Raw genomic sequence first — 20,343 nt, 5'->3', positions numbered from 1 at the left:
TACGGCGGGCGGCGGCCGGGTCCTAGCGGCGGCCGCGCCGGGCCCGGAGGTAGTCGGCGACGACGTACTCCCCCAAGCGGCCGATGTCGGGGGTGAACACCCGACCGCCGGAGCGACGCGCGATGGCGTCGACGAAGCGGGCCAGGCCGGGGTCCTCGCCCAGCATGAAGAGGTTGAGGCTCGCCCCCCAGCGCGTGATCTCGTCGACCTGCGTGACGGTGGCGCGCAGCGTCTCGCGGGTGGTGGGCCAGCGGAACTCCGGGGTGCCGTCGGGCCAGAGGTGAGCCGTCGGCTCACCGTCGGTGACGACCATGACCACCGGCTCGGCGTCGGGGTGGCGCCGCAGGTGCCTCCCCGCGAGCATGAGCGCGTGCTGGAGGTTGGTGCCCTGCACCCACTCCGGCTCGGCCTCGGCGAGCTGGACGGCCGTCATCCGGCGCGCGGTCAGGTTGAAGCCGATGATCTCCAGGGCGTCCTGGCGGAACCGGGTCTGCACGAGGTGCGAGAGCGCCAGCGCCGTCTGCTTCATCGGCCCCCAACGACCCTCGTTGACCATGGAGAACGACAGGTCGACGAGCAGCGCGACCGCCGCCGAGGTGCGCTTCTCGGTCTCCACGACCTCGAAGTCCTCCACCAGCAGCCGCGCTCCCCCGTCGGTCGAGCCTGTCCTGACCAGCCCCCCTCGCCGTACGGCGTTGGAGACGGTGCGGACCGCGTCGAGCGGAAGGTCGTCGCCGAACTCCCACGGCCGCGTCAGCCCGGTCGGCTCGTCGGCCGAGCCGGTGCGGCGGTCGTCGTGGTCGCCCGACCCCGACGCCGCGATCTGGTCGAAGACCTTCTTCAGCGCGGTCTCCCCCAGGCGGCGCACCGCCCGGGGCGTCAGCCGGAGCCCGTCGTCACCGGAGGTCAGGAATCCCTGCCGCTCCAGCTCGCGCTCGAGCTCACGAAGCGCGCGCATGTCGGCGGCCGCCTCCCCGCCGAGCTGCTTCTCCAGGGTGTCGACGTCGACCGCGTCGAGCGACCCCGGGCCGCCGGCCTCGGAGAGCTGCTGCTCGAGCGCCTCGAGGTCGGCGAGGTCGGCGATCGCCTCGACGGCGGCGCTGTAGCCCATCGGCTCGCCCCCACCCATCTGCGCCGGCCCGCGCTCCAGGCCGGGGCGCAGCGCCCGCAGGTTGTCCGACAGCTGCGCCATCTGGGAGGCCAGGTCGGGGTCGCTCATCGCTTGGCTCATCAGCTGGCCGAGCTGCTCGCGCTGCTCCGGCCGCAGCGAGGCCATCATCCGGTCGGCGGCCGCCTGGCGACGGGCGAGGGCGTCGATGAGCTCGTCGACGTTCTCCGGGTTCTCCGGGAACATCTCGCCGTGCTTGTCCATGAAGTCGGCGAACCGGTCGGTGGTGTCCTCGCCACGCGCGTGCGCGGCGAGCAGGTCGTTGAGGTCGGCCATCATGTCCTTGACGGCCTGCATCGCCTCCGGGTCGCCGTCCTCGAGGAACCGCTTCATCCCGGCGAACTGCGCGTCGAGCACCTCGCGCTGGAGCATCTCCTTGATCGCCTCGTACGTCGCGCGCGCCTCGGGCGAGCGCCAGTCGTAGGGGTCGAGCGCGCGGACGGCGCCGGCCGTGTCGTCGGGCAGCGTGGCCAGGTCCATCTCGGCCAGGCGGGCGTCGGCGTCGTCGGCCCCGGCGAGGGTCTCGCGCTCCGCGGCCAGCGCCTGGTCGAGCGCGGCGCGGACCTGGTCGAGGGTGCCGGCCAGGTCGCCGCGGCGCTGGGCCGCCTTGCGCATCCGGCGCGCCCGCTGCCGCAGCTCGTCGAGGCCCCGGCGACCGTCGACCCCGCGGCGCATGAGGTCACGCAGGGCCTCGCGCAACGAGCCCCCTGCGAGCACGTCCTGGCCGATCTCGTCGAGCGCCCGCCGCACGTCGTACGGCGGCGCGAGCGGGTCCGGCCCCCCGTGCCAGGGGCCGTAGCGGAACCGGGGGTCGCTCACGCGCCGTAGACCGTCCGGCCGCCGACGTTCTCCTTGTCGACCCGGCGGGTCAGGTGCAGACCCTCCAGGACGAACTCGACCCCGGCGGCGACGTGCCCCAGGTCGACCGCGACGTCGCTGTCGTCGCCCAGCCGGTCCAGCACCTTCGCCAGGCCCGACACCGGGCCGAGCTGGCTGAGCAGCTCCTCGGTGGTGACGAGCTCGCCGGTCTCGACGACCGCACCCTCGGCGAACAGCTCGGTGAAGCCGGACAGGTCGAGGCCCAGCAGCCGCTCGCGGAAGGTCTCGGCGACCGCGATCCGCAGCAGGTGGCGGACCACCTCGACCTCGCGGCCCTCCTCCCCCATCTCGAACTCGAGCTTGCCGAGCAGGGTCGGCAGCACGGCGGGCACGTCGCAGACGCGCGCCACCGCGTGGGTGTCGCCGGTGCGTGCCGCGCGGCGCAGCGCGCTGGCGGCCACACCCTCGGCTGCGGCGATGGCGAAGCGGGCGCTGACACCGGCGCGCTGGTCGACCGAGGACGACTCGCGCAGGCCGCGGGTGAGCCGCGCGAGCACCTCGAGCAGGTGCGCCGGGACGGGCGCGACGAGCTCGGCCTCCTGGGCGATGACCGCGACCTCCTCCTCGACCTCGACCGGGTAGTGGGTGCGGATCTCGGCGCCGAAGCGGTCCTTCAGCGGGGTGATGATGCGGCCGCGGTTGGTGTAGTCCTCGGGGTTGGCGCTGGCCACGAGCAGCAGGTCGAGCGGCAGCCGCAGGCTGTAGCCACGGACCTGGATGTCGCGCTCCTCCAGGACGTTGAACATTGCCACCTGGATGCGCTCGGCGAGGTCGGGCAGCTCGTTGATGCCGAAGATGCCGCGGTTGGTGCGGGGGATGAGCCCGTAGTGGACGGTCTCGGGGTCGCCCAGGGTGCGCCCCTCGGCGACCTTGACCGGGTCGACGTCGCCGACCAGGTCGCCGACGCTGGTGTCCGGGGTCGCGAGCTTCTCGACGTACCGGTCGTCGCGGTGGACCCAGACGACCGGCAGGTCGTCGCCGGTCTCGGCCGCCAGGCGGCGGCAGCGCGAGCAGACCGGTGCGGCGGGGTCGTCGTTGATCTCGCAGCCCTCGACCACCGGCATCCACTCGTCGAGCAGGGTGCCGAGCGTGCGCATCAGCCGGGTCTTGCCCTGGCCGCGCTCGCCGAGGAGGACGAGGTCGTGGCCGGCCAGCAGGGCACCCTCGAGCTGGGGCAGCACGGTGTCGTCGAAACCGACGATGCCGGGGAACGCCGGGGCGCCGGCGCGCAGCCGGGACAGGAGGTTCTCGCGGAGCTCCTCCTTGACCGTGCGGGAGCGGTAGCCCTGCGCGAGCAGGGCTCCCCGCGTGGTGCCGGCCGGCGGGGCGGTGCTCGACGTGGTCTGCGCAGCGGGGCTGTCCGTCATGTTTTCGAGCCTATGCCCGCCGTCCCAAGCCTGCGTCTGGTCACTGCCCGCAGCGCTGAGGCGTCCCTGGCTGCAGCCGCCGACCACGATCGGACCCGCCCGCGGCGAGTGACCAGGGTCCGGCCGGCGTACGACGTGGTGCGGAGGGGCATGGTGGTCCTCGGACGCCCTCCCCCGGGCGGCGTCCCGAGATCCCCTCCGAGAGGAACCCATGAGCGACGACACCACCGGCACCGCTGACACGACCGACAGCGCCGCCCGCGCCACCATCGGCGTCACCGGTCTGGCCGTGATGGGCCGCAACCTGGCCCGCAACATCGCCCGCCACGGCCACGTGACGGCCGTGCACAACCGCAGCGTCGAGAAGATGCAGTCGCTGGTCGACGAGTTCGGCGACGAGGGCGACTTCGTGGCCTGCGAGTCGCTCGAGGACTTCGTGGCCGCCATCGAGAAGCCGCGCGCCATCATCGTCATGGTGAAGGCCGGCGAGGCGACCGACGCCGTGATCGACGACCTCGTCCCGCTGCTCGACGAGGACGACATCATCGTCGACGCCGGCAACGCGCACTTCGACGACACCCGCCGGCGCGAAGAGGCGTTGGCGGAGAAGAAGCTGCACTTCGTCGGCTGCGGCGTCTCCGGCGGCGAGGAGGGCGCGCTCAACGGCCCGAGCATCATGCCGGGCGGCTCCGAGCACGCCTACGAGCGGCTGGGGCCGATCTTCGAGGACATCGCGGCCGAGGTGGACGGCTCCCCGTGCTGCACCCACGTCGGTCCGGACGCTGCCGGCCACTTCGTGAAGATGGTCCACAACGGCATCGAGTACGCCGACATGCAGCTGATCGCCGAGGCCTACGACCTGCTGCGGCGACGGCTCGAGATGACGCCGAAGGACATCGCCGGCGTCTTCGAGGAGTGGAACGGCGGCGACCTCGAGTCGTTCCTCATCGAGATGACCGCCGATGTGCTGGCGCAGGACGACCCCGGCACCGACACCCCGTTCGTCGACGTCGTGCTCGACCAGGCGGAGCAGAAGGGCACCGGTCGGTGGACGGTGCAGTCGGCGCTGGACCTCGGCGTACCGGTCACCGGCATCGCCGAGGCCACCTTCGCCCGCTCGCTGTCCGGCCACGCCGGCCAGCGCAAGGCCGCGCGCGAGGCGTTCGCCGACGTCTCGGTGTCGTCCGACGCGGTCGACGACCGCGACGCCTACGTCGACGACGTCCGCAAGGCGCTCTACGCGTCGAAGGTCGTGGCCTACGCGCAGGGCTTCGACCAGATCGCCGCCGGCAGCCGTGAGCACGACTGGGACGTCGATCCCGGCGGCATCGCGCGGATCTGGCGGGGCGGCTGCATCATCCGGGCGCGCTTCCTCGACCGCATCACCGAGGCGTACGCCGAGGACGCGGGGCTGGTGAGCCTGCTGGTCAACCCCTACTTCGCCGGCGTGGTGAGCGACGGGGTCCAGGCGTGGCGGCGGATCGTGGCCGACGCCGCGCTGCACGGGATCCCGACCCCGGCCTTCGCCTCGTCGCTGTCGTTCTTCGACGGGCTGCGGGCCGAGCGGCTGCCCGCGGCGCTGATCCAGGGCCTGCGCGACAACTTCGGCGCCCACACCTACCAGCGCGTCGACCGCGAGGGCACCTACCACCTGCTCTGGGCCGGCGACCGCACCGAGGAGCGCCAGGACGACTGACCCTTCACCGCATGTAACGCGGGGTTATGGACGCCCCGCAAGGGTCACAACCCCGGCGAGGCGTCCACAACCCTGGCTCGGTCGACCGCTCCGGTCAGGCGTCGATCGACTTCTTCTGCTCCGACGAGCCGACGCTGATCTCGACCTTGCGCGGCTTGGCCTTCTCGGCCACCGGCACGCGCAGGAGCAGCACCCCGGCGTCGTACGACGCGTCGATGCGCTCCAGGTCGAGGTTGTCGCCCAGGACGAGCTGACGGCTGAAGTGGCCCGTCGGGCGCTCGCTGGCGAGCATCTCCCAGTCGCCGTTGCGGCGCGGCCGCTCGGCCCGGATCGTCAGCACGTTGCGCTCGACGTCGATGTCGATGCTCTCGCGGCTCACGCCGGGCAGGTCGAACTCCAGGACGAACGTGTCGCCCTCGCGCCAGGCGTCCATCGGCATCACGGCCGGGCGGGACGTCGTTCCGGCGCCGAACACCTGCTGGGCGAGACGGTCGAGGTCTCGGAACGGGTCGGTCCTCATCAACATGGTCTTCACCTCCAACGGATGTCGCGGTCCTTCCGCGATCTGTAACGTCTGATATAGATTATATGAACCATCAGCGAGGGGTTCAACCCCTTCCACCCCAGGAGCCGCGATGACGCAGCGCGCACGCCAGCGACCCGGGCACCACGCCGTCTACGCCATCTCGGTCGCGGCCGACATCGTCGGCACGAACGTGCAGAACCTGCGCGTCTACGAGCGACGCGGGCTGCTCGAGCCTCACCGCACCGACGGGGGCACGCGGCTCTACAGCCAGGACGACCTCGACCGGCTGGTCCGGATCGTCGAGCTCCTCGAAGCCGGGGTCAACCTCGCCGGCATCGCGCTCGTGCTCGACCTCGAGGCGGAGAACACCCGGCTGCGCCGTCGCCTCGAGCGCGCCTGAGCATCACGGCGTACGTCGTACCGGGTGCGTCTGCGGAGCTCGCGGCACGACCGAGCGAGCCTTGTGGACGCCTCCCACGGGTTGTACGCCTGGGGAGGCGTCCATAACCCCGCGTTACATGCGCCGGGGCGGACCGGCTATGGGGAGACGGGCCTAGGCCATGGCGCCGATGGTCTCGGGGGTCAGCGAGGGGAAGATCGTGGCGCGGCTGCCGGAGACGTCGGGGAACCGGGTCGACAGCACCTCCCACAGCACGCTGCGGTAGTCGCGGGTCACGCGCAGGTCGCCGTCGTCGAGGTCGGCCAGCCCCGGCCACGACCCGTGCACCGTGCCGCCCTTCACCCCGGCGCCGAGCAGCAGCATGACGTTGCCGTAGCCGTGGTCCACGCCGTTGTCGCCGTTCTCCTTCACCCGGCGGCCGAACTCGCTGAGCGTCACGACCGTCACCCGCGACGCCGCCGGGCCCAGGTCGGTGAAGAAGGCCGCGAGCGAGCCGGCGAGGTGACGGACCTGGTCGGCCATCCACCCCCGCGTGGGGTCAGCGCCACCGAGGCCGTTGTGCATGTCCCAGTTGCCGTAGTCGACGGTCACCACGCGGGTGCCGACGTCGGCGCGGATGAGCGCGCTGGTGTTGGCCAGGACGCTGCGCAGCGGGCCCTCGGGGAAGGCGGACTCGTGGACCGACGACCCGCCCGGTGCGTCGTCGTCGGCCGCCGCGACGGCCGGCTCGAGCCGCTTCACCGTGGCCAGGGTGCCGCGCATGCTGCGCCCCAGCAGGCCGGCCTGGTTGCCCCACATCTCCTGCAGCGACGCCTGCCGGGCGGTGCGGCCGGCGCCGAGGTCGTAGAGCCCGAGGTCGTTCACCCGGGCAGCCCCGATGGCGCCCGCGGGTCCGACCAGCGACGTCGGCAGCAGCGAGGACCCCAGCTGGACGGCGGTCTCCTCCACGGCGGTGGCGTCGAGACCGATGGTGCGGTTGATCCATCCCACCCGCTCCGAGGTGCCGGGGTCGGCGTCCTCGATCGTCTGCATCGCGTCGAAGTGGCTGCGGTTGGGGGCCGGCAGCCCGACGGCGTGCACGGCGCCGAAGCGTCCGTCGTCCCACATCGAGGCCAGGGGCGCGAAGGCCGGGTGGAGGCCGAAGGCCGGGTCCGCACCGAGCAGGCTCTCGCGCGGTACGACGATCCGCGGCCGCAGGGCGCGCAGCCGGTCGTGGTCGGTGACCCCACGGGGCACGACGATCGACAGCCCGTCGCAGCCGCCCCGCAGGGACAGCACGACGACGACGTTGCCGCCCGGCGCGGCGCCGTACGCGACCTGGCGGTGGGCGTCGCCGAACAGCGACCCGGTCGTCAGGGCGCCCGCACCGGCGGCGGCGCCGGCGAGGAAGCGTCGGCGGCTGAGGGTGGTGCGGGTGAAGTCGGGGCAGCCGCACCCGGTGGAGTCCGTGGTCATGGGGTGCTCCTCAGCGGTGCAGGTGGGTCGGGGAGTCGAGCAGGGAGGCGATGATCGCGTAGACCCGCATGTCCCAGAGGTCGCCGCGGCCGACCTGGCGGGTCAGCGACATCCCGAGCAGGGTGGCGATCGCCTTGCGCATCGAGGCGGTCGGACGCTGTCCCAGCACCTGGCGGCCGACGTGGTCGATCACGGCCCCGAGCGTCGCGGGCAACGGGGGCAGCCAGGCGGCGGCGCTCGGTCGCTGGGCCTGGGAGGCCGGCCACCAGCCGGCGGCGAGGTTCACGTGGTGACGCATGCCGCCGAGGAGGCGTCCGGCGCTGGTCCAGGCCTCCCCCACCTCCGGGTAGCCGTCGGGCGCGGGCCACTCGTAGGGGGCCTGCCCGAAGCCGACGTACTGCCAGTACATCGCGTTGACGAACGACTCGTCGTCGACCGGGCGCTGCAGCACGACCCGCATCGCGCGCACGGTTGCCACGTAGTCCTCGGTGGGCAGCCGCACCTTGGTCCCGGCCGAGGCCGCGAAGTCGGGGTGGTCGACGAGCGCCAGCAGCGTCGGTCGCACGGCGGTGCCGTTCTTCAGGTACGCCGCCGCGACCGCGTCGACGAGGGCCGCGGAGGGCCGGTCGGAGACGAACCGGACCGCCAGCCGCCGGGCGATCCGCTTCGCGGTCGCGGGGTGGCGGGCCAGGTAGCGCAGGTAGGCGTCGGTGGCGGCTCGGCCGTCGGCGTCGGTGTTGGGGTGGCTGAACCCGAGGACGTCGATGCGCCCGGTGGCGTGGACCGACGGGTCGTAGAACGAGCGGAACTCCGGCCACCACACGTCGGCGCGGTAGCCGGTGAGCATCCGGCTCGACGCCTTGACGTCGGCCTCGGTGTAGCCGCTGCCGTGGCCCACGGTGTGCAGCTCCAGCAGCTCGCGACCGAGGTTCTCGTTCGGGTTGTCCTTGGTCGACACCGCGTTGTCGAGCGAGAGCCCCATCGCCGGGTGGGTGATGGCCGCGCGCAGCAGGTCCTCGAAGCTGCCGAGCGCGTGCTCGCGCAGGACGCGGTCGTAGTCGACGCGCCAGAAGGCCGCGACGTCGTCGCCCAGCGGCACGTGCAGCAGGTTGGACCAGAAGTCGACCATGACCTCGCGGACCTGCCGGCGGCTCTGGATCCGCCGGGCCACCGTCCACCGGCTGAGGTCCCACATGACCTCCCACGATCCCTGGACGTCGGAGCGCTGGCGCTCGAAGATCTGTTTCGGTGCGTGGCTCAGGCTCGGGAACCAGGTGTCGATGTCGTCCCCGGGTGCGTCCGCCACGGACGCCGGCGACAGCTGGCCGACGAGCCAGGCCCGCCCTCCGCCGGCACGGCGCACGTCGGTGGCCAGGCCGCGGCTGAGGCCGCCGCTGAAGCGGCGGACGAGGTGCAGGTCGGCGGCGGACAGCTGGGGCATCGGCGCCACGGCACCGGTGCCGGCCGCCCGCATCCGGGCCGCGCCTCCCGGTGGGGGCGTCGTCAGCGAGGGCGCCTCGGGGGGCGACGCGAGCTGCTCGTATCGGGCAGAGTAGTCAGCGGCAACCACGGTCTCTCCCAGGTGCGTCCGTGTGCGGTCCCGGAGGTACGACGTCGCACGTCCCGGGTGAGGTCCTCCCAGATCTCGTCTCGAGACTAGGCGACCGGAGACGATTCGGGACGAAAGTCCCGCAAACCCCCCAGGAGGGCACCATGTCCGAGGCTCCCGCTCCCCTCCGGCCGCTGCCGGAGGACTGGACCACCGCGGTGGCGATCGTCGCCCACCCCGACGACATGGAGTTCGGCGCCGCCGCCGCGGTCGCGCGCTGGACCGGCCAGGGCAAGCGCATCGTCTACGTGATGGTGACCAGCGGCGAGGCCGGCATCGACGGCCTCGCCCCCGACGAGTGCCGACGCGTCCGCGAGGCCGAGCAGGTCGAGTCCGCCCGCGTGGTCGGCGTCGAGGAGGTCGAGTTCCTTGGCTTCCCCGACGGCGTGGTGGAGTACGGCCTGCCGCTGCGGGCCGCGGTCGCCCACGTCGTACGCCGTCACCGGCCCGAGATCGTGATCACCGGCAACTTCCGCGACACCTTCGGACCGGGCGCGCTCAACCAGGCCGACCACATCGCGGTCGGCCGGGCCGTGCTCGACGGCACCCGCGACGCCGGCAACCGCTGGGTCTTCAGCGACCAGCTCGTCGACGGCCTCGAGCCGTGGGGCGACACACGCGCGGTCTGGGCCACCGGCTCCCCCGACGCCCGGCACGGCGTCGACACCACCGACACCTTCGACGTCGGGGTGGCCTCGCTGCAGGCCCACCGGGCCTACATCGACGGTCTCGGGTGGGCCGACTTCGACGAGCGCGAGATGCTCGAGGGCTTCGGTCGGATGGCGGGCAGCCGGATGGGTGTCGCCTTCGCGGCGCCGTTCGAGGTCTACTCCCTCACCTGGGGTGGCGGCGACGAGGACTGAGAGCCCGGCCGGACCCCCGGGAGAGCGACGAGCCCGGACCCACCGAGGTGGGTCCGGGCTCTGACGGTGCCGGTGGCTCCCCCGGTTGGACTCGAACCAACAACCCTCCGGTTAACAGCCGAATGCTCTGCCAATTGAGCTACAGGGGATCGCCTGGCGGACGTGTCCGCGGCCCGCACAGGTTAGCAACTCAGCCCCCGCACCGCACATCGAGGGGCACCTCGGCGGCTGTGGGCACGACGTCGCGCTCAGCGCAGTCCCAGCGACTCCTGGGCCTCGACCAGCGCGGCCTCGGCGAGGGCGGCCACGGCGGGGTCGGCGGGGTCCACGCCCGGGTCGAACTGGTGCGCCCAGGTGACCGAGCCTTCCCCACCCGGGGGTCGTCGCGCGATCACGGTGAAGCCCTTCTTCCTGCGTACGTCGACCCGCCGCTGCAGCACGATGCTGGCGGTCACCCGCTCGCGCAGCAGCACCAGGAGGGACCCCGGCTCGCTCAGGCGGTGCGTCCACCGGGCGGTCGGGCTGCCCCACTCCTCCACGCGCTCAACGGTGAGGGAGCGCTCCTCGGTGTCCCAGTCGGCGCGGTGGACCTGCTCCCAGGGCAGCAGCAGCGGCTCGCCCTCCGGCGGCACCTGCACCCAGGCGTCCCGGGTGCCGGCCAGCCACGTGCCGTCCTCGGCCTGCACCCAGGCCAGCACCTTGCCGCCGGCGGCACGACGGACCGGGTCGGGGACGGACGACCCCCGCGAGAACAGGCCGGCCATCAGCTGTCGACGCCGATCGCCCGCTCGCGCAGCGTGCGGCGGTGGCTCTCGAGGGCGACGAGCTCGCCGAACATGCGGTTGTACTCCTCCGCGCGCTCGACCGGGTTGGTCCGCTGCAGCTTGGACTTGAGGTCGGCGATGGCGCGCATCGCGGTCAGCTCCTGCAGGCGGAAGACGTGCTGGGCGGCGTACGTCGGCGACGGCTCGCCCGCGGCCAGCAGCGGCTCGACCACCAGGCCGTTGAAGGCCGAGACGATGGGGTGCTGGGCGGAGGAGTACTGCCCGACCAGAGAGTCGCGCAGCGTGGCCGCCCAGGTGTCGGGGTCCCCGGCCGACCCCGGGCCGCCGAGGGCCGCGACCGTCTCCCAGACAGCCAGGTAGGCCGGGTGGGTGAAGTCGTTGTCGGCCAGGTCGCCGCTGAAGCGGGCGGTCAGCAGAGGCTGCTGCACGACGAGCTTGAGGGTCTCGCGCTCGAGGCTGAAGCGGGGGTCGCGCAGGTTGGGCATCTGCGGCATCGGCGCCACCGGTGCCGCGTGCTCTCCGCCCTGGGAGGCGCCCGCGCCGCTCCCACGCCCGCTCCCCTGGCCGGTCCGGGAGCCCGGCATCGGCCCGGCCGCGGTGCGCTGGTCGTGGGCGGCGCGCTCGGCGCGACCCGAGGCACGGCGTACCTCGGCGCGGGCCTCCTCCACCTCGATGCCGACCATGCCGGCGAGCTCGCGGGCGAAGGCGTCGACCTTGGACCTGTCGCGCACCGACGAGACCAGCTTGGCCGCCTCGCGCAGGGCGTCGATGCGGCCGTCGGCCCGGTCGAGGTCGTAGCGGGAGACGACGTTGCCGAGCACGAAGCGGTAGAGCGGGGTCCGTCGGGCCACCAGCTCGCGGACCGCGGCGTCGCCGGACTTGAGCCGCAGGTCGCAGGGGTCCATGCCGTCCGGCTCGACGGCGACGTAGGTCTGCCCGACGAACTGCTGGTCGCCGCCGAAGGCCCGCAGGGCGGCCTTCTGGCCGGCCTCGTCGCCGTCGAAGGTGAAGATGACCTCGCCGCGGAACTCCTCGTGGTCGTGCAGCAGCCGCCGCAGCACGCGACCGTGGTCCTCACCGAAGGCGGTGCCGCAGGTCGCGACGGCCGTGGGCACGCCGGCGAGGTGGCAGGCCATGACGTCGGTGTAGCCCTCGACGACGACCGCCTGCGAAGCGCGGGCGATGTCGCGGCGCGCGAGGTCGATGCCGTAGAGCACCTGGCTCTTCTTGTAGATCGCGGTCTCGGGGGTGTTGAGGTACTTCGCGTCGATCCGGTCGTCGTCGAAGATCCGGCGCGCGCCGAAGCCGATGGTCTCCCCCGACACCTCGCGGATCGGCCACAGCAGCCGGCCCCGGAAGCGGTCGTAGTGGCCGCGCTGCCCCTCGGCCACGAGCCCGGCGGCGACCAGCTCGCCGTCGGTGAACTGCTTCTGGCGCAGGTGCTTGTAGAGCGCGTCGCCGTCACGCGGGGCGAAGCCGAGCCCGAAGGTGTCGGCGGCCTCACGGTCGAAGCCGCGCTCGTCGAGGAAGGTCCGGGCCTTGACGGCGTCGGGCTGGCCGAGCCGGCCGGCGTAGAAGTCCTGGGCGAGCCGGTTGGCCTCGACGAGGCGGTTGCGCTTGTTGGGGTCGCGGCGCGGGGCGGTGCCGTCACCCTCGGTGTAGCGCAGCTGCACGCCGGTCTTGTCGGCGAGGTACTCCACCGCCTGGGTGAAGGCGAGCCCGTCGTGCTTCATGAGGAAGGCGATGACGTCGCCGCCTTCCTGGCACCCGAAACAGTTGCCCGTCAGGATGTTGTCCTCGAGGACGAAGGCGTGTCCCTCCTCCACCTCGGCGCAGAAGACCTCCTCGACCCGGTCGGTCTCCTCCACCGATCGCACGACCCAGCCCTTGCGGGCGAACTTGTCCGCGCGCACGAACCGCTCGCGGTGCTCGGGGATGAGGAAGAACTCCTCGGGCAGGTCCTCGTTGACGAAATGGACGCGATGAAGAGCGCTCGGAGCCCGGCCGGGGAAGCCCTCGCGCATCTGCGTGGTGATTCCGAAGGTCGCGATCCCCAACCGGGTGCACAGGGCGCGGACGAACTCGAGGTGCTCGCGGCGCGCCGAGTTGAGCATCACGGTCCCGTCCGCGGCGACGCAGCCGTCCGCAGCGAAGTAGCCGGCCAACCACCCGAGCAGGTACGGCGCCGACTCCTCGAGCGACGGCGTGCTCTTGAAGAATCCCGGGAGGTGGTGGACCAGGAGGTTGGGCCCACTGGCCGAGGTCACGCTGTTGGGGAACCACTTCAGCATCACCTCGTCCTTGGGCGGGCACAGCAGCGCCATGGATCCGCGCTTGGCCCGGGTCCCGTCGCCGAACGTGAAGCCGTGAGCGACGCCGAAGGGCGAGAGGGTGGTCTGGCTGATGCGTGACGTCGGGAAGGTGCTGCGCAGCCGGTCGCCGGCTTTGAGCGAGGTCGTGACCTCCTCCCGCTCCGACAGCTGGTCCTTGCCGGAACGGACGAACCAACGGTGACCGTCGGTGGCGAACAGCTCCTTGACCTGGCGGTTGCGCGTGAGGGTGATCTTCCACAGCTGCTGCGTGCCGTAGGACCTGAACGGCGCGTCGTGCCACCGCGCGTCGCGGCCGAGGATCCGGTGCGTGCCACCGGCGAGCTCGGAGATGGGACGAACGCCCTCCCAGGTGATCACCCGGGTCTCGGCCGCCAGGCAGTGGAACCCGCGACCGGGGCGCACGTGGAAGGACGGTGACTTCTCGTCGTGGAAGGGGCAGAGACCCTTCAGGGCTCCGCCGCCGGCGGAGCGGAGGGTGACGTACTGACCGATGATCTCGGCGAGGTCGGCGCGCTCGCGCACGAGCGCGATGTCCTCCTCACGGATCAGCCCAGCCACGGCGCGAGTCTACGGGGCACCACCCCCACCTCCCGCCCAGGGAGCCCGCCCTGGGGGAGAACAGGTCGACGGCTCGGCGGGAGTCAGTGGCGGGGGTCAGTAGTCGCCGGTCATGACGTTCTCCAGCGGTTCCCCGGCCGCCCAGCGGTCCAGCTGGTCGCGCACCAGCCGGTGGGCCCGTGGCCACATCGCGCTGGAGGGTCCGCCGACGTGCGGCGAGAGCAGCAGGCCCGGGGCGTCCCACAGCGGGGAGTCCTCCGGCAGGGGCTCGGGGTCGACCACGTCGAGCGCAGCGGTCACCTGCCCGGCGTGCAGGGCCGCGACGAGGTCGTCCTGCACGACGACGCCGCCGCGGGCGACGTTGACGAGCAGGGCGCCCTGCTTCATCCGGCCCAGGAAGCCCGCGTCCACGAGGCCACGAGACTCGTCCGTCAGCGGCAGCACCAGCACGACGACGTCGACCTCGGGCAGCAGCGCCGGCAGCTCGTCGAGGCCGTGGACGCCGTCCCGGGCGGTGCGCGCCACCCGGACGACCTCGACCTCGAAGGGCAGCAGCCGCGCCTCGATCGCCTGACCGATGGCGCCGTACCCGAGGATCAGGACACGCTTGTCGGCCAGCGCCGGACGCCAGGGCGAGCGCCACTCGCGGCGGTCCTGCTGCCGCACGAAGTCCGGGACGCCCCGCAGGGACGACAGGACCAGCGTGAGGGCGAGCTCGGCGGTGGAGCTGTCGTGGATGCCGCGGCCGTTGCACAGCGTCACGCCGTCGGGCACCTGCGAGCGCACCGACTCGACCCCGGCGGTGAGGGTCTGCACCACCTCGAGCGAGGTCATACGGGGCAGCACGTCGGCCACGTCCGGGGTGGTCCGGTACGGCGTCACGTAGAAGGCGACGTCGGAGACGGAGCCCGGGACCCCGTCGGAGGGGTCGACGACCTCGTAGCGCAGGCCCTCGGGAGGGTCGCCGAGGTCGCTGGGGTCGAACGGCAGCCAGACGAGGGGTTCGCTCATGGCCGCGACGCTAGCCGCTCCCACCAGGTGACGGCGCTGGCGTCGGTCAGCGAGGCCACCTGGTCCACCACCGCCCGTAGCCGCCCGGTGTCGTCGCCGGCTGCAGCCCAGTCGTCGGCGAACGCCCGCTCCAGCACCTCGGGACCCCGCTGCACGAGGCACGCCACGAGCTCCTCGAGCAGCTCGCGCTGGCGCTCCATCGCCGCCATGCGGTCGTCGGCCTGCATGACGTAGTGGGCAGCGACCCCCTTGAGCACCGCGATCTCGGCCCGGGTGGCCTCCGGCACGACCAGGTCGGCGCGATAGCGCACGAACGGTCCGTCGGCGGACGCGAAGGTGGCCTGCTGGACCGCCCCGCAGAAGCGACCGATGAGGTCGCTGGTCAGGTTCTTCAGCGCCGCCGACGCCGCGCGGGAGCCGTCGTGCGGCCGGGTCGGCCAGGAGCCCATGGCCCGCAGCCGGGCGAGCACGGCGTCGAGCTCGTCCTCGGTGGCGTCGGGGAGGTACCACGCCCGGGTCGTCTCCCACACTGCCGCCGGGTCCAGCCGCGTGAGGTCGACCCTCCCGGCGGCCACGCCGTCCTCGACGTCGTGCACGGAGTAGGCGACGTCGTCGCTGAGGTCCATGACCTGAGCCTCCAGGCAGCGCCGGTCGCTCGGCGCACCACGGCGCAGCCAGTCGAAGACGGGCCGGTCGTCGTCGTACACGCCGAACTTGCGGATCTCGCGCGGGCTGCCGTCGGCGTAGGTGCCGTCGGGCTCCGTGGCGTCCCCGCGCGGCCAGGGGTACTTCGCGCAGGCGTCGAGGGTGGCCCGCGTCAGGTTGAGGCCGACCGAGCGCCCCTCGGCGTCGACGGTCTTGGACTCGAGCCGCGTCAGCAGCCGCAGGGTCTGGGCGTTGCCCTCGAAGCCGCCGCAGCCCTCGGTCAGGTCGGCGAGCACCCGCTCGCCGTTGTGGCCGAACGGCGGGTGGCCGAGGTCGTGGGCCAGCGCGGCCGTCTCGGTGACGTCGGCGTGGCACCCCAGCGCCCGGGCCAGGTCGCGCGCGACCTGCGCCACCTCGAGGCTGTGGGTCAGCCGGTTGCGCACGAAGTCGTCGCTGGCGGGCCCGACGACCTGGGTCTTGGCGGCCAGCCGGCGGAACCCGGCGGCGTGCACGACGCGGGCGCGGTCGCGCTCGAACGCCGTCCGCTCCGGGGCCTCGACCCGCTTGGGCGGCTCGGGGACGACGCGCTCGCGGTCCGCGTCGTCGTACCAGCCGTCAGGCCCGCTCACCGTCTCGTCCATCGGGGCCGATGCTAGGCCCCGGGCCCGACACGCAGACGCGCCGGTGCCGGCTCGCGGTGGGCGAGCGGGCACCGGCGCGCGGTGACGCGGCTACAGGAGCGTCAGTACGTCGTGACGTGCACGTGGTCGTAGTGGTTCGCCGTGGTGGAGCCACGGTCCTCCATGCCGCGCCAGCCCTCGCCGGACCGGTCGACCGACCAGATCTGCTGGGAGTAGATCAGGTAGCTGACGCCGAGCGAGGAGTAGTTGCTCCGCACGAACTCGGCGACCTGCCAGCCGCGGTCGCCCGACACCATGATGTCGATGGCCAGGCCCTGGCTGTGCTCACCGTCGGACCGGAAGGTGCCGTAGGTGGTGATCTCCGGGAAGTTGGCGCACACGGCCTCGTGGACCGCGACCACGTTGGGGCTGACGCCCGACGGGACGGAGGTGCCGTTGGTACATCCGGCGGTCGCGACCGGGGCGGACGAGCCCGACCCGTTGCTCGAGACCTTGGGCTCCGGCTTCGGCTTGTTCTCGGCCAGGTAGCTGGCGTTGACCCAGCGGGCGACGCGACCGCGCTCGGGGTTCGTCAGCAGGATCTCGGCCCAGGTGCCGACCTGCTGTCCGGTGACGGCGACCTTGGTGCGCTCGTCCAGGACGCCGATCTTCGGCCCCTGCTCGCGCGGGCCGCGCCAGATGTTCAGCGGGGCGGTGGCGAACTCGTGGTCGACGGCGGTGGGCTGCAGGGCGATGCGGTCGGCCACCTGGACCGAGCGTCCGGCGGACCGGGAGAGTCGCTCGTCGCGCCGGGCGTCCATCGCGTCGACGTCGAGCGAGGTGACGGTGGTCGGCGCAGCGGTCGCGGTGGTGGCCGGGTCGTCGCCGGCGCGGGCGAACGCGCTCACCGCGACGAGTCCGGACACGAACAGCGTGGCGACGAGGACAGGGGCGAGAAGGGCTCCGAGAGGCCCCTTCCGCGCGGCGGAGCGGTGGTCCGCTCGGTGTCGCGCTTCGGGCATGGGTCGAGCTCCTCGACGATCGGGGGCAGGGGGCGTGCCGACGACGGGGTGGACGGTTGTCGGCACAACGGTCAACGAGTAAACCCCAGGAGAGCGCAAAGGTCACGTTGAGCCACCCGTTTGTGCCTCGCTTCACAAGCGTCTAGCGCCTCGATCGTCCGGGTATGGCGCATCCGCACCACGGATTCCTCGCTCCACGGAGGCGTCGGCAACGGATCCGTGCGTTCTTGGTCGACTGTCCACAAGGACATTCGGGGCCTGGCTCACCCGCCGGAGGTCTCGCCCGTCTCCTCGGCGAGGCCGAGACCGGCACCGTCGGCGTCGTCGAGCCAGCCCTCGGGGAGCACCACGCGCCGCGGGGACCCCTGGCGGCCCCGCGGGGTCCCGAGCGCGGCGACCGGGAACGGCTCGGTGGCGTCGAGCTCGGCCAGCAGACGGTCGAGCGTGGCCAGCGAGTCGATCAGCCCGAGGTCGCGTCGCAGGTCACCGCCGGCCGCGAAGCCCTTGAGGTACCACGACACGTGCTTGCGGAACTCCCGGCACCCCCGCTCCTCCCCCATGAGCTCGCTGAGCAGCTCGGCGTGCCGCCGCATCATCGCCGCCACCTCGCCGAGGGTCGGCAGCGTCGCCACCTGCTCACCGGCGAAGGCCGCGGCCAGGTCGCGGAAGAGCCACGGGCGACCGAGGCAGCCCCGGCCGACGACGACACCGGCGGCTCCGGTCTGCTCGACCATCCGCAGCGCGTCGGAGGCTTCCCAGACGTCGCCGTTGCCCAGGACGGGGATGTCGACCGCCGCCGCCAGCTCGCCGATGGCGTCCCAGTCCGCGCGCCCGGAGTAGGCCTGCGCGACCGTGCGCCCGTGCAGCGCGATCGCCGCCACGCCCGTCTCCTCGGCGATGCGGCCGGCGTCGAGGTAGGTCAGGTGGTCCTCGTCGATGCCCTTGCGGGTCTTCATCGTCACCGGCACACCGTACGGCGCGGCGGCGGTCACCGCGGCGGTGAGGATCTCGCCCAGCAGGCCCCGCTTCCAGGGCAGCGCTCCCCCGCCGCCCTTGCGGGTCACCTTGGGCACCGGGCACCCGAAGTTCAGGTCGACGTGGGCCACGCCGTGCTCGGCGCACAGGATCTCGGTCGCCTTCCCGACGTACGCCGGGTCGGTCCCGTAGAGCTGCACCGAGCGCACCTTCTCCGCCGGGTCGAAGGCCAGCATGTCCAGCGTGTGCTCGTCGCGCTCGACCAGGCCGCGGGAGGTGATCATCTCGCAGACGTAGAGCCCGGCCCCCTGCTCGGCACAGAGCCGGCGGTACGCCGCGTTGGTGATGCCGGCCATGGGGGCCAGCACCACGGGGGTCTCGACCTCCAGGGGGCCGAGCTGCAGCGACGTCATGCCTCGATTGTCCCCCGTGGGCCCACCGCGGTGAAATCGCGCCGCCGGGCGGCCGTGCCCCTGGCCGGCGGACCGGCGCTCAGAGGTAGAAGTCGCGCAGCTCGCCGGGGAAGACGACCGTGAACGTGCCGCGGGTCGGTTCGTAGACCCGACGGACCGGCTCGTCGCGGCACACGCCGGTGGTCAGCGAGCAGGTCGTGACGAACCCGCCGCTGGGGTAGCGCTCCTCGGCCTTGAGGCCCCACAGGCTCTCGTCGGTGGTGACGAGGGCGACCTGGTCGTCGCCGACCCACGACCCGAAGGTCGCGAAGCGGTGCCCGACGTCCAGCGCGACGCGGGTGCCCGTCCGGGCGTCGGTGACCACCGTCGACCCGTAGCCGCTGGCCGTGGCGACCGTGTCCCGGTCCGGCGACAGCGTGCCGGTGGGCCCGCCCTCCCCGGTCGTGTCCACGCGCCCTTCCCGCACCGCGATCGCTGTGCCGAGGTAGCGGTCGACGGGGCGGCCGCGCGGCATCGGGCCGGGTGCGCCGTCGACCTCCTTCTGGGCCGTCTCCACGCCGGTGGCCTCGGACCAGCGCAGCCGGCCGGACGGGGCCTGCCAGTAGGCGAAGGTGCCGTCGAAACCGAGGAACGTCGGCGGCAGCTCGGAGTAGAGGTAGTCGACGTCGTCCCCGGCACTCTCCCCACCCATCCCGGTGGAGTCGTCGAGCACCACCCGGCCGGTGGTGAGGTCCACGACCACGACCCGCGCGACCTGACCGCCCGCCCGCTCGGGACCGTCCCGGTCGACCCAGCCCGCGTACCGTCCGTCGGGCGAGGTCGCCACGAACTCGACGGCCTCGCCCAGCGCGGTGGTGCGCTCGCCGTCGAAGAAGACCCAGCGATCCGGGTCCTCCGCCGACTGGCCGTCGGCGACCTGGAGGAACCACCCCGACGTGGCGGCGGCGAGCTGGCGGATGCTGGTCGCGCCGGTGTCGAAGGTGCGGTCGCCGTAGTGGAGGGTGCCGTCCTGCGCCCACGTCAGTCGCACCGCGTCGTACGTCGACCCGCCCGGCGTCAGCACGCGGGCGCCGACCAGCGCGCCCTCCTCGGAACTCGACGCACCGTCCTGGTCGCCGCAGCCGGCGACCGCGAACGCGAGCAGCAGCGCCAGGGCTGTGCCCGTGCTCCGGGCACGCAACCGGAGCCGGTCGCCCCCAGCCGGACTGCCGTGGGTGCTGGGTCGAAGGGTCACTGCTCGTTCTCCTGTCAGGGGCCTACGCAGGAGACGACGCACCGCGACACCGTTCGGTTGCCTCGACGGTCGGGTCCGACCGGGCTCACCCCTGGCCGGAGCCCTTCTTCTTGGCACCCGACTTCTTGTCGGCCGACTTCTTCTTCGGCGCGTCCTTCTCGACGTCGCCGCGCCACTCGATGGGCGTGACGTCGACCGTCGGTCGGTAGCTGACGCCCTCGAGCTTGCCCTTGCGGGGGGAGAGGAAGACCAGGCAGGTGGAGAACTTCGCGCCGGGCTTGAAGCTGGCCGGCAGCGTCTCGGTGGGACAGGTCTTGAACGAGGAGGTGAACTTGACCGGCGGCAGCAGCGTGTTGGCGCCGCTGATGCCCCACAGCGGGACCTCGGCGCTGCCGAAGGCCTTCTTGCCGGCGTTCTCGACCTGCACGCGCACGTAGTAGAAGCTCGCGTTGCGCACGAGCGGGTCCTCGGTGTCGAAGCCGGAGAAGTCGCCGAGCGCACCCTCCTCGGCCGACTTCACCGTCAGGTCCAGCAGCGCGGTGCGGCCCTTGGCCTCGTACTCCACCGTCGCGGTGTCGCCGTACACCAGCTGCGTGCCCGCGGAGGTGACGTCGTCACCGGCCGGGGAGGCCGACGTCGACTCCGACGCGCTCTCCGTGGGCGTGCTGCTGGCGTCCGCCTCCGGCTCGTCCTCGCCGCCGCTGCACCCGGCCAGCAGCAGTCCCGAGGCGAGGAGGGCAGCCAGGGCTCGGGTGGGTCGCTTCGTCAGCACGTCGTCCATTCC

Annotated in this window: 16 protein-coding genes, 1 tRNA gene and 1 pseudogene; 3 read left to right on the top strand and 15 right to left on the bottom strand. The window is 72.9% G+C overall.

Going from position 1 to position 20,343, the window contains the following annotated elements; all coding sequences use genetic code 11:
* Window positions 1-22: 22 nt before the first annotated feature.
* Both G7072_RS05585 and G7072_RS05580 read right to left on the bottom strand, forming a co-directional pair.
* Entirely contained in the window at window positions 23-1,987 is a 1,965-nt protein-coding gene (locus G7072_RS05585; RefSeq protein WP_166084626.1) for a hypothetical protein, read from the bottom strand.
* On the bottom strand, window positions 1,984-3,414 hold the full coding sequence (locus G7072_RS05580; protein ID WP_166084624.1) for a magnesium chelatase: 1,431 nt from the start codon (window positions 3,412-3,414) through the stop codon (window positions 1,984-1,986). Before G7072_RS05580 ends, G7072_RS05585 begins: the two co-directional genes overlap by 4 nt.
* 211 nt (window positions 3,415-3,625) lie before the next feature.
* Here G7072_RS05580 and gndA point away from each other — a divergent pair, with 211 nt between their 5' ends.
* A complete protein-coding gene (gene gndA / locus G7072_RS05575; RefSeq protein ID WP_166084623.1) occupies window positions 3,626-5,110 on the top strand; it encodes an NADP-dependent phosphogluconate dehydrogenase in 1,485 nt (494 codons plus the stop codon).
* A gap of 94 nt (window positions 5,111-5,204) precedes the next feature.
* Here gndA and G7072_RS05570 read toward each other — a convergent pair whose 3' ends face one another.
* Window positions 5,205-5,636 (bottom strand): HSP20 family small heat-shock protein, encoded by a 432-nt coding sequence (locus tag G7072_RS05570; protein WP_166084622.1) that lies wholly within the window; start codon window positions 5,634-5,636, stop codon window positions 5,205-5,207.
* Between the two features lie 109 nt (window positions 5,637-5,745).
* Here G7072_RS05570 and G7072_RS05565 point away from each other — a divergent pair, with 109 nt between their 5' ends.
* Window positions 5,746-6,036 carry a MerR family transcriptional regulator gene (locus G7072_RS05565; RefSeq protein WP_166084621.1) on the top strand — a complete coding sequence of 97 codons (291 nt, stop codon included), beginning with the start codon at window positions 5,746-5,748 and terminating at the stop codon, window positions 6,034-6,036.
* A gap of 153 nt (window positions 6,037-6,189) precedes the next feature.
* Here G7072_RS05565 and G7072_RS05560 read toward each other — a convergent pair whose 3' ends face one another.
* Complete coding sequence (locus tag G7072_RS05560) at window positions 6,190-7,491, bottom strand: DUF1501 domain-containing protein (protein WP_166084620.1); 1,302 nt, start codon at window positions 7,489-7,491, stop codon at window positions 6,190-6,192.
* A gap of 10 nt (window positions 7,492-7,501) precedes the next feature.
* Complete coding sequence (locus tag G7072_RS05555; protein ID WP_166084619.1) at window positions 7,502-8,932, bottom strand: DUF1800 domain-containing protein; 1,431 nt, start codon at window positions 8,930-8,932, stop codon at window positions 7,502-7,504.
* Window positions 8,933-9,204: 272 nt separating this feature from the next.
* Between G7072_RS05555 and G7072_RS05550 the strand changes: the two genes are divergently transcribed.
* Complete coding sequence (locus tag G7072_RS05550; RefSeq protein WP_166084618.1) at window positions 9,205-9,963, top strand: PIG-L deacetylase family protein; 759 nt, start codon at window positions 9,205-9,207, stop codon at window positions 9,961-9,963.
* A 73-nt stretch (window positions 9,964-10,036) separates the two neighbouring features.
* Here the strand turns inward: G7072_RS05550 and G7072_RS05545 are convergent.
* The 10 genes and pseudogenes from G7072_RS05545 to G7072_RS05505 form a co-directional block, all read right to left on the bottom strand.
* Window positions 10,037-10,112, bottom strand: a tRNA-Asn gene (locus G7072_RS05545).
* A gap of 99 nt (window positions 10,113-10,211) precedes the next feature.
* Window positions 10,212-10,727: a hypothetical protein gene (locus G7072_RS05540; RefSeq protein ID WP_166084617.1), complete on the bottom strand. Its 516-nt coding sequence runs from the start codon at window positions 10,725-10,727 to the stop codon at window positions 10,212-10,214.
* Window positions 10,727-13,039 carry a DNA primase gene (gene dnaG / locus G7072_RS05535; RefSeq protein WP_240917258.1) on the bottom strand — a complete coding sequence of 771 codons (2,313 nt, stop codon included), beginning with the start codon at window positions 13,037-13,039 and terminating at the stop codon, window positions 10,727-10,729. Before dnaG ends, G7072_RS05540 begins: the two co-directional genes overlap by 1 nt.
* A 417-nt stretch (window positions 13,040-13,456) precedes the next feature.
* Window positions 13,457-13,639 (bottom strand): annotated as a pseudogene (locus tag G7072_RS19985) (CHC2 zinc finger domain-containing protein); the annotation flags it as partial.
* 96 nt (window positions 13,640-13,735) lie between these two features.
* Complete coding sequence (locus tag G7072_RS05530) at window positions 13,736-14,650, bottom strand: 2-hydroxyacid dehydrogenase (protein WP_166084615.1); 915 nt, start codon at window positions 14,648-14,650, stop codon at window positions 13,736-13,738.
* Entirely contained in the window at window positions 14,647-15,936 is a 1,290-nt protein-coding gene (locus G7072_RS05525; RefSeq protein WP_166084614.1) for a deoxyguanosinetriphosphate triphosphohydrolase, read from the bottom strand. The genes G7072_RS05530 and G7072_RS05525 overlap by 4 nt, the downstream gene beginning before the upstream one ends.
* A gap of 101 nt (window positions 15,937-16,037) precedes the next feature.
* Window positions 16,038-16,937 (bottom strand): SH3 domain-containing protein, encoded by a 900-nt coding sequence (locus G7072_RS05520; RefSeq protein ID WP_166084613.1) that lies wholly within the window; start codon window positions 16,935-16,937, stop codon window positions 16,038-16,040.
* 263 nt (window positions 16,938-17,200) lie between these two features.
* Window positions 17,201-18,325 (bottom strand): tRNA dihydrouridine synthase DusB, encoded by a 1,125-nt coding sequence (gene dusB, locus G7072_RS05515; RefSeq protein WP_166084612.1) that lies wholly within the window; start codon window positions 18,323-18,325, stop codon window positions 17,201-17,203.
* A 79-nt stretch (window positions 18,326-18,404) separates the two neighbouring features.
* Window positions 18,405-19,559 (bottom strand): phosphoribosylformylglycinamidine synthase subunit PurQ, encoded by a 1,155-nt coding sequence (locus tag G7072_RS05510; protein ID WP_166084611.1) that lies wholly within the window; start codon window positions 19,557-19,559, stop codon window positions 18,405-18,407.
* An 85-nt stretch (window positions 19,560-19,644) separates the two neighbouring features.
* Window positions 19,645-20,340: a hypothetical protein gene (locus G7072_RS05505; RefSeq protein WP_166084610.1), complete on the bottom strand. Its 696-nt coding sequence runs from the start codon at window positions 20,338-20,340 to the stop codon at window positions 19,645-19,647.
* Window positions 20,341-20,343: the final 3 nt, after the last annotated feature.

Source organism: Nocardioides sp. HDW12B, assembly GCF_011299595.1.
Lineage (GTDB): Bacteria > Actinomycetota > Actinomycetes > Propionibacteriales > Nocardioidaceae > Marmoricola_A.
This window is presented reverse-complemented; position numbering and strand designations above follow the sequence as displayed.

Excerpts from the sequence above, each read along its gene's own strand:
- G7072_RS05565 (WP_166084621.1), top strand. The coding sequence starts at position 5,746 with ATGACGCAGCGCGCACGCCAGCGACCCGGGCACCACGCCGTCTACGCC.
- G7072_RS05505 (WP_166084610.1), bottom strand. The coding sequence starts at position 20,340 with ATGGACGACGTGCTGACGAAGCGACCCACCCGAGCCCTGGCTGCCCTC.
- G7072_RS05520 (WP_166084613.1), bottom strand. The coding sequence starts at position 16,937 with ATGCCCGAAGCGCGACACCGAGCGGACCACCGCTCCGCCGCGCGGAAG.
- G7072_RS05550 (WP_166084618.1), top strand. The coding sequence starts at position 9,205 with ATGTCCGAGGCTCCCGCTCCCCTCCGGCCGCTGCCGGAGGACTGGACC.
- G7072_RS05540 (WP_166084617.1), bottom strand. The coding sequence starts at position 10,727 with ATGGCCGGCCTGTTCTCGCGGGGGTCGTCCGTCCCCGACCCGGTCCGT.
- gndA (WP_166084623.1), top strand. The coding sequence starts at position 3,626 with ATGAGCGACGACACCACCGGCACCGCTGACACGACCGACAGCGCCGCC.
- G7072_RS05580 (WP_166084624.1), bottom strand. The coding sequence starts at position 3,414 with ATGACGGACAGCCCCGCTGCGCAGACCACGTCGAGCACCGCCCCGCCG.
- G7072_RS05525 (WP_166084614.1), bottom strand. The coding sequence starts at position 15,936 with ATGGACGAGACGGTGAGCGGGCCTGACGGCTGGTACGACGACGCGGAC.
- dusB (WP_166084612.1), bottom strand. The coding sequence starts at position 18,325 with ATGACGTCGCTGCAGCTCGGCCCCCTGGAGGTCGAGACCCCCGTGGTG.
- dnaG (WP_240917258.1), bottom strand. The coding sequence starts at position 13,039 with ATGCTGAAGTGGTTCCCCAACAGCGTGACCTCGGCCAGTGGGCCCAAC.
- G7072_RS05570 (WP_166084622.1), bottom strand. The coding sequence starts at position 5,636 with ATGTTGATGAGGACCGACCCGTTCCGAGACCTCGACCGTCTCGCCCAG.
- G7072_RS05560 (WP_166084620.1), bottom strand. The coding sequence starts at position 7,491 with ATGACCACGGACTCCACCGGGTGCGGCTGCCCCGACTTCACCCGCACC.
- G7072_RS05555 (WP_166084619.1), bottom strand. The coding sequence starts at position 8,932 with ATGCCCCAGCTGTCCGCCGCCGACCTGCACCTCGTCCGCCGCTTCAGC.
- G7072_RS05530 (WP_166084615.1), bottom strand. The coding sequence starts at position 14,650 with ATGAGCGAACCCCTCGTCTGGCTGCCGTTCGACCCCAGCGACCTCGGC.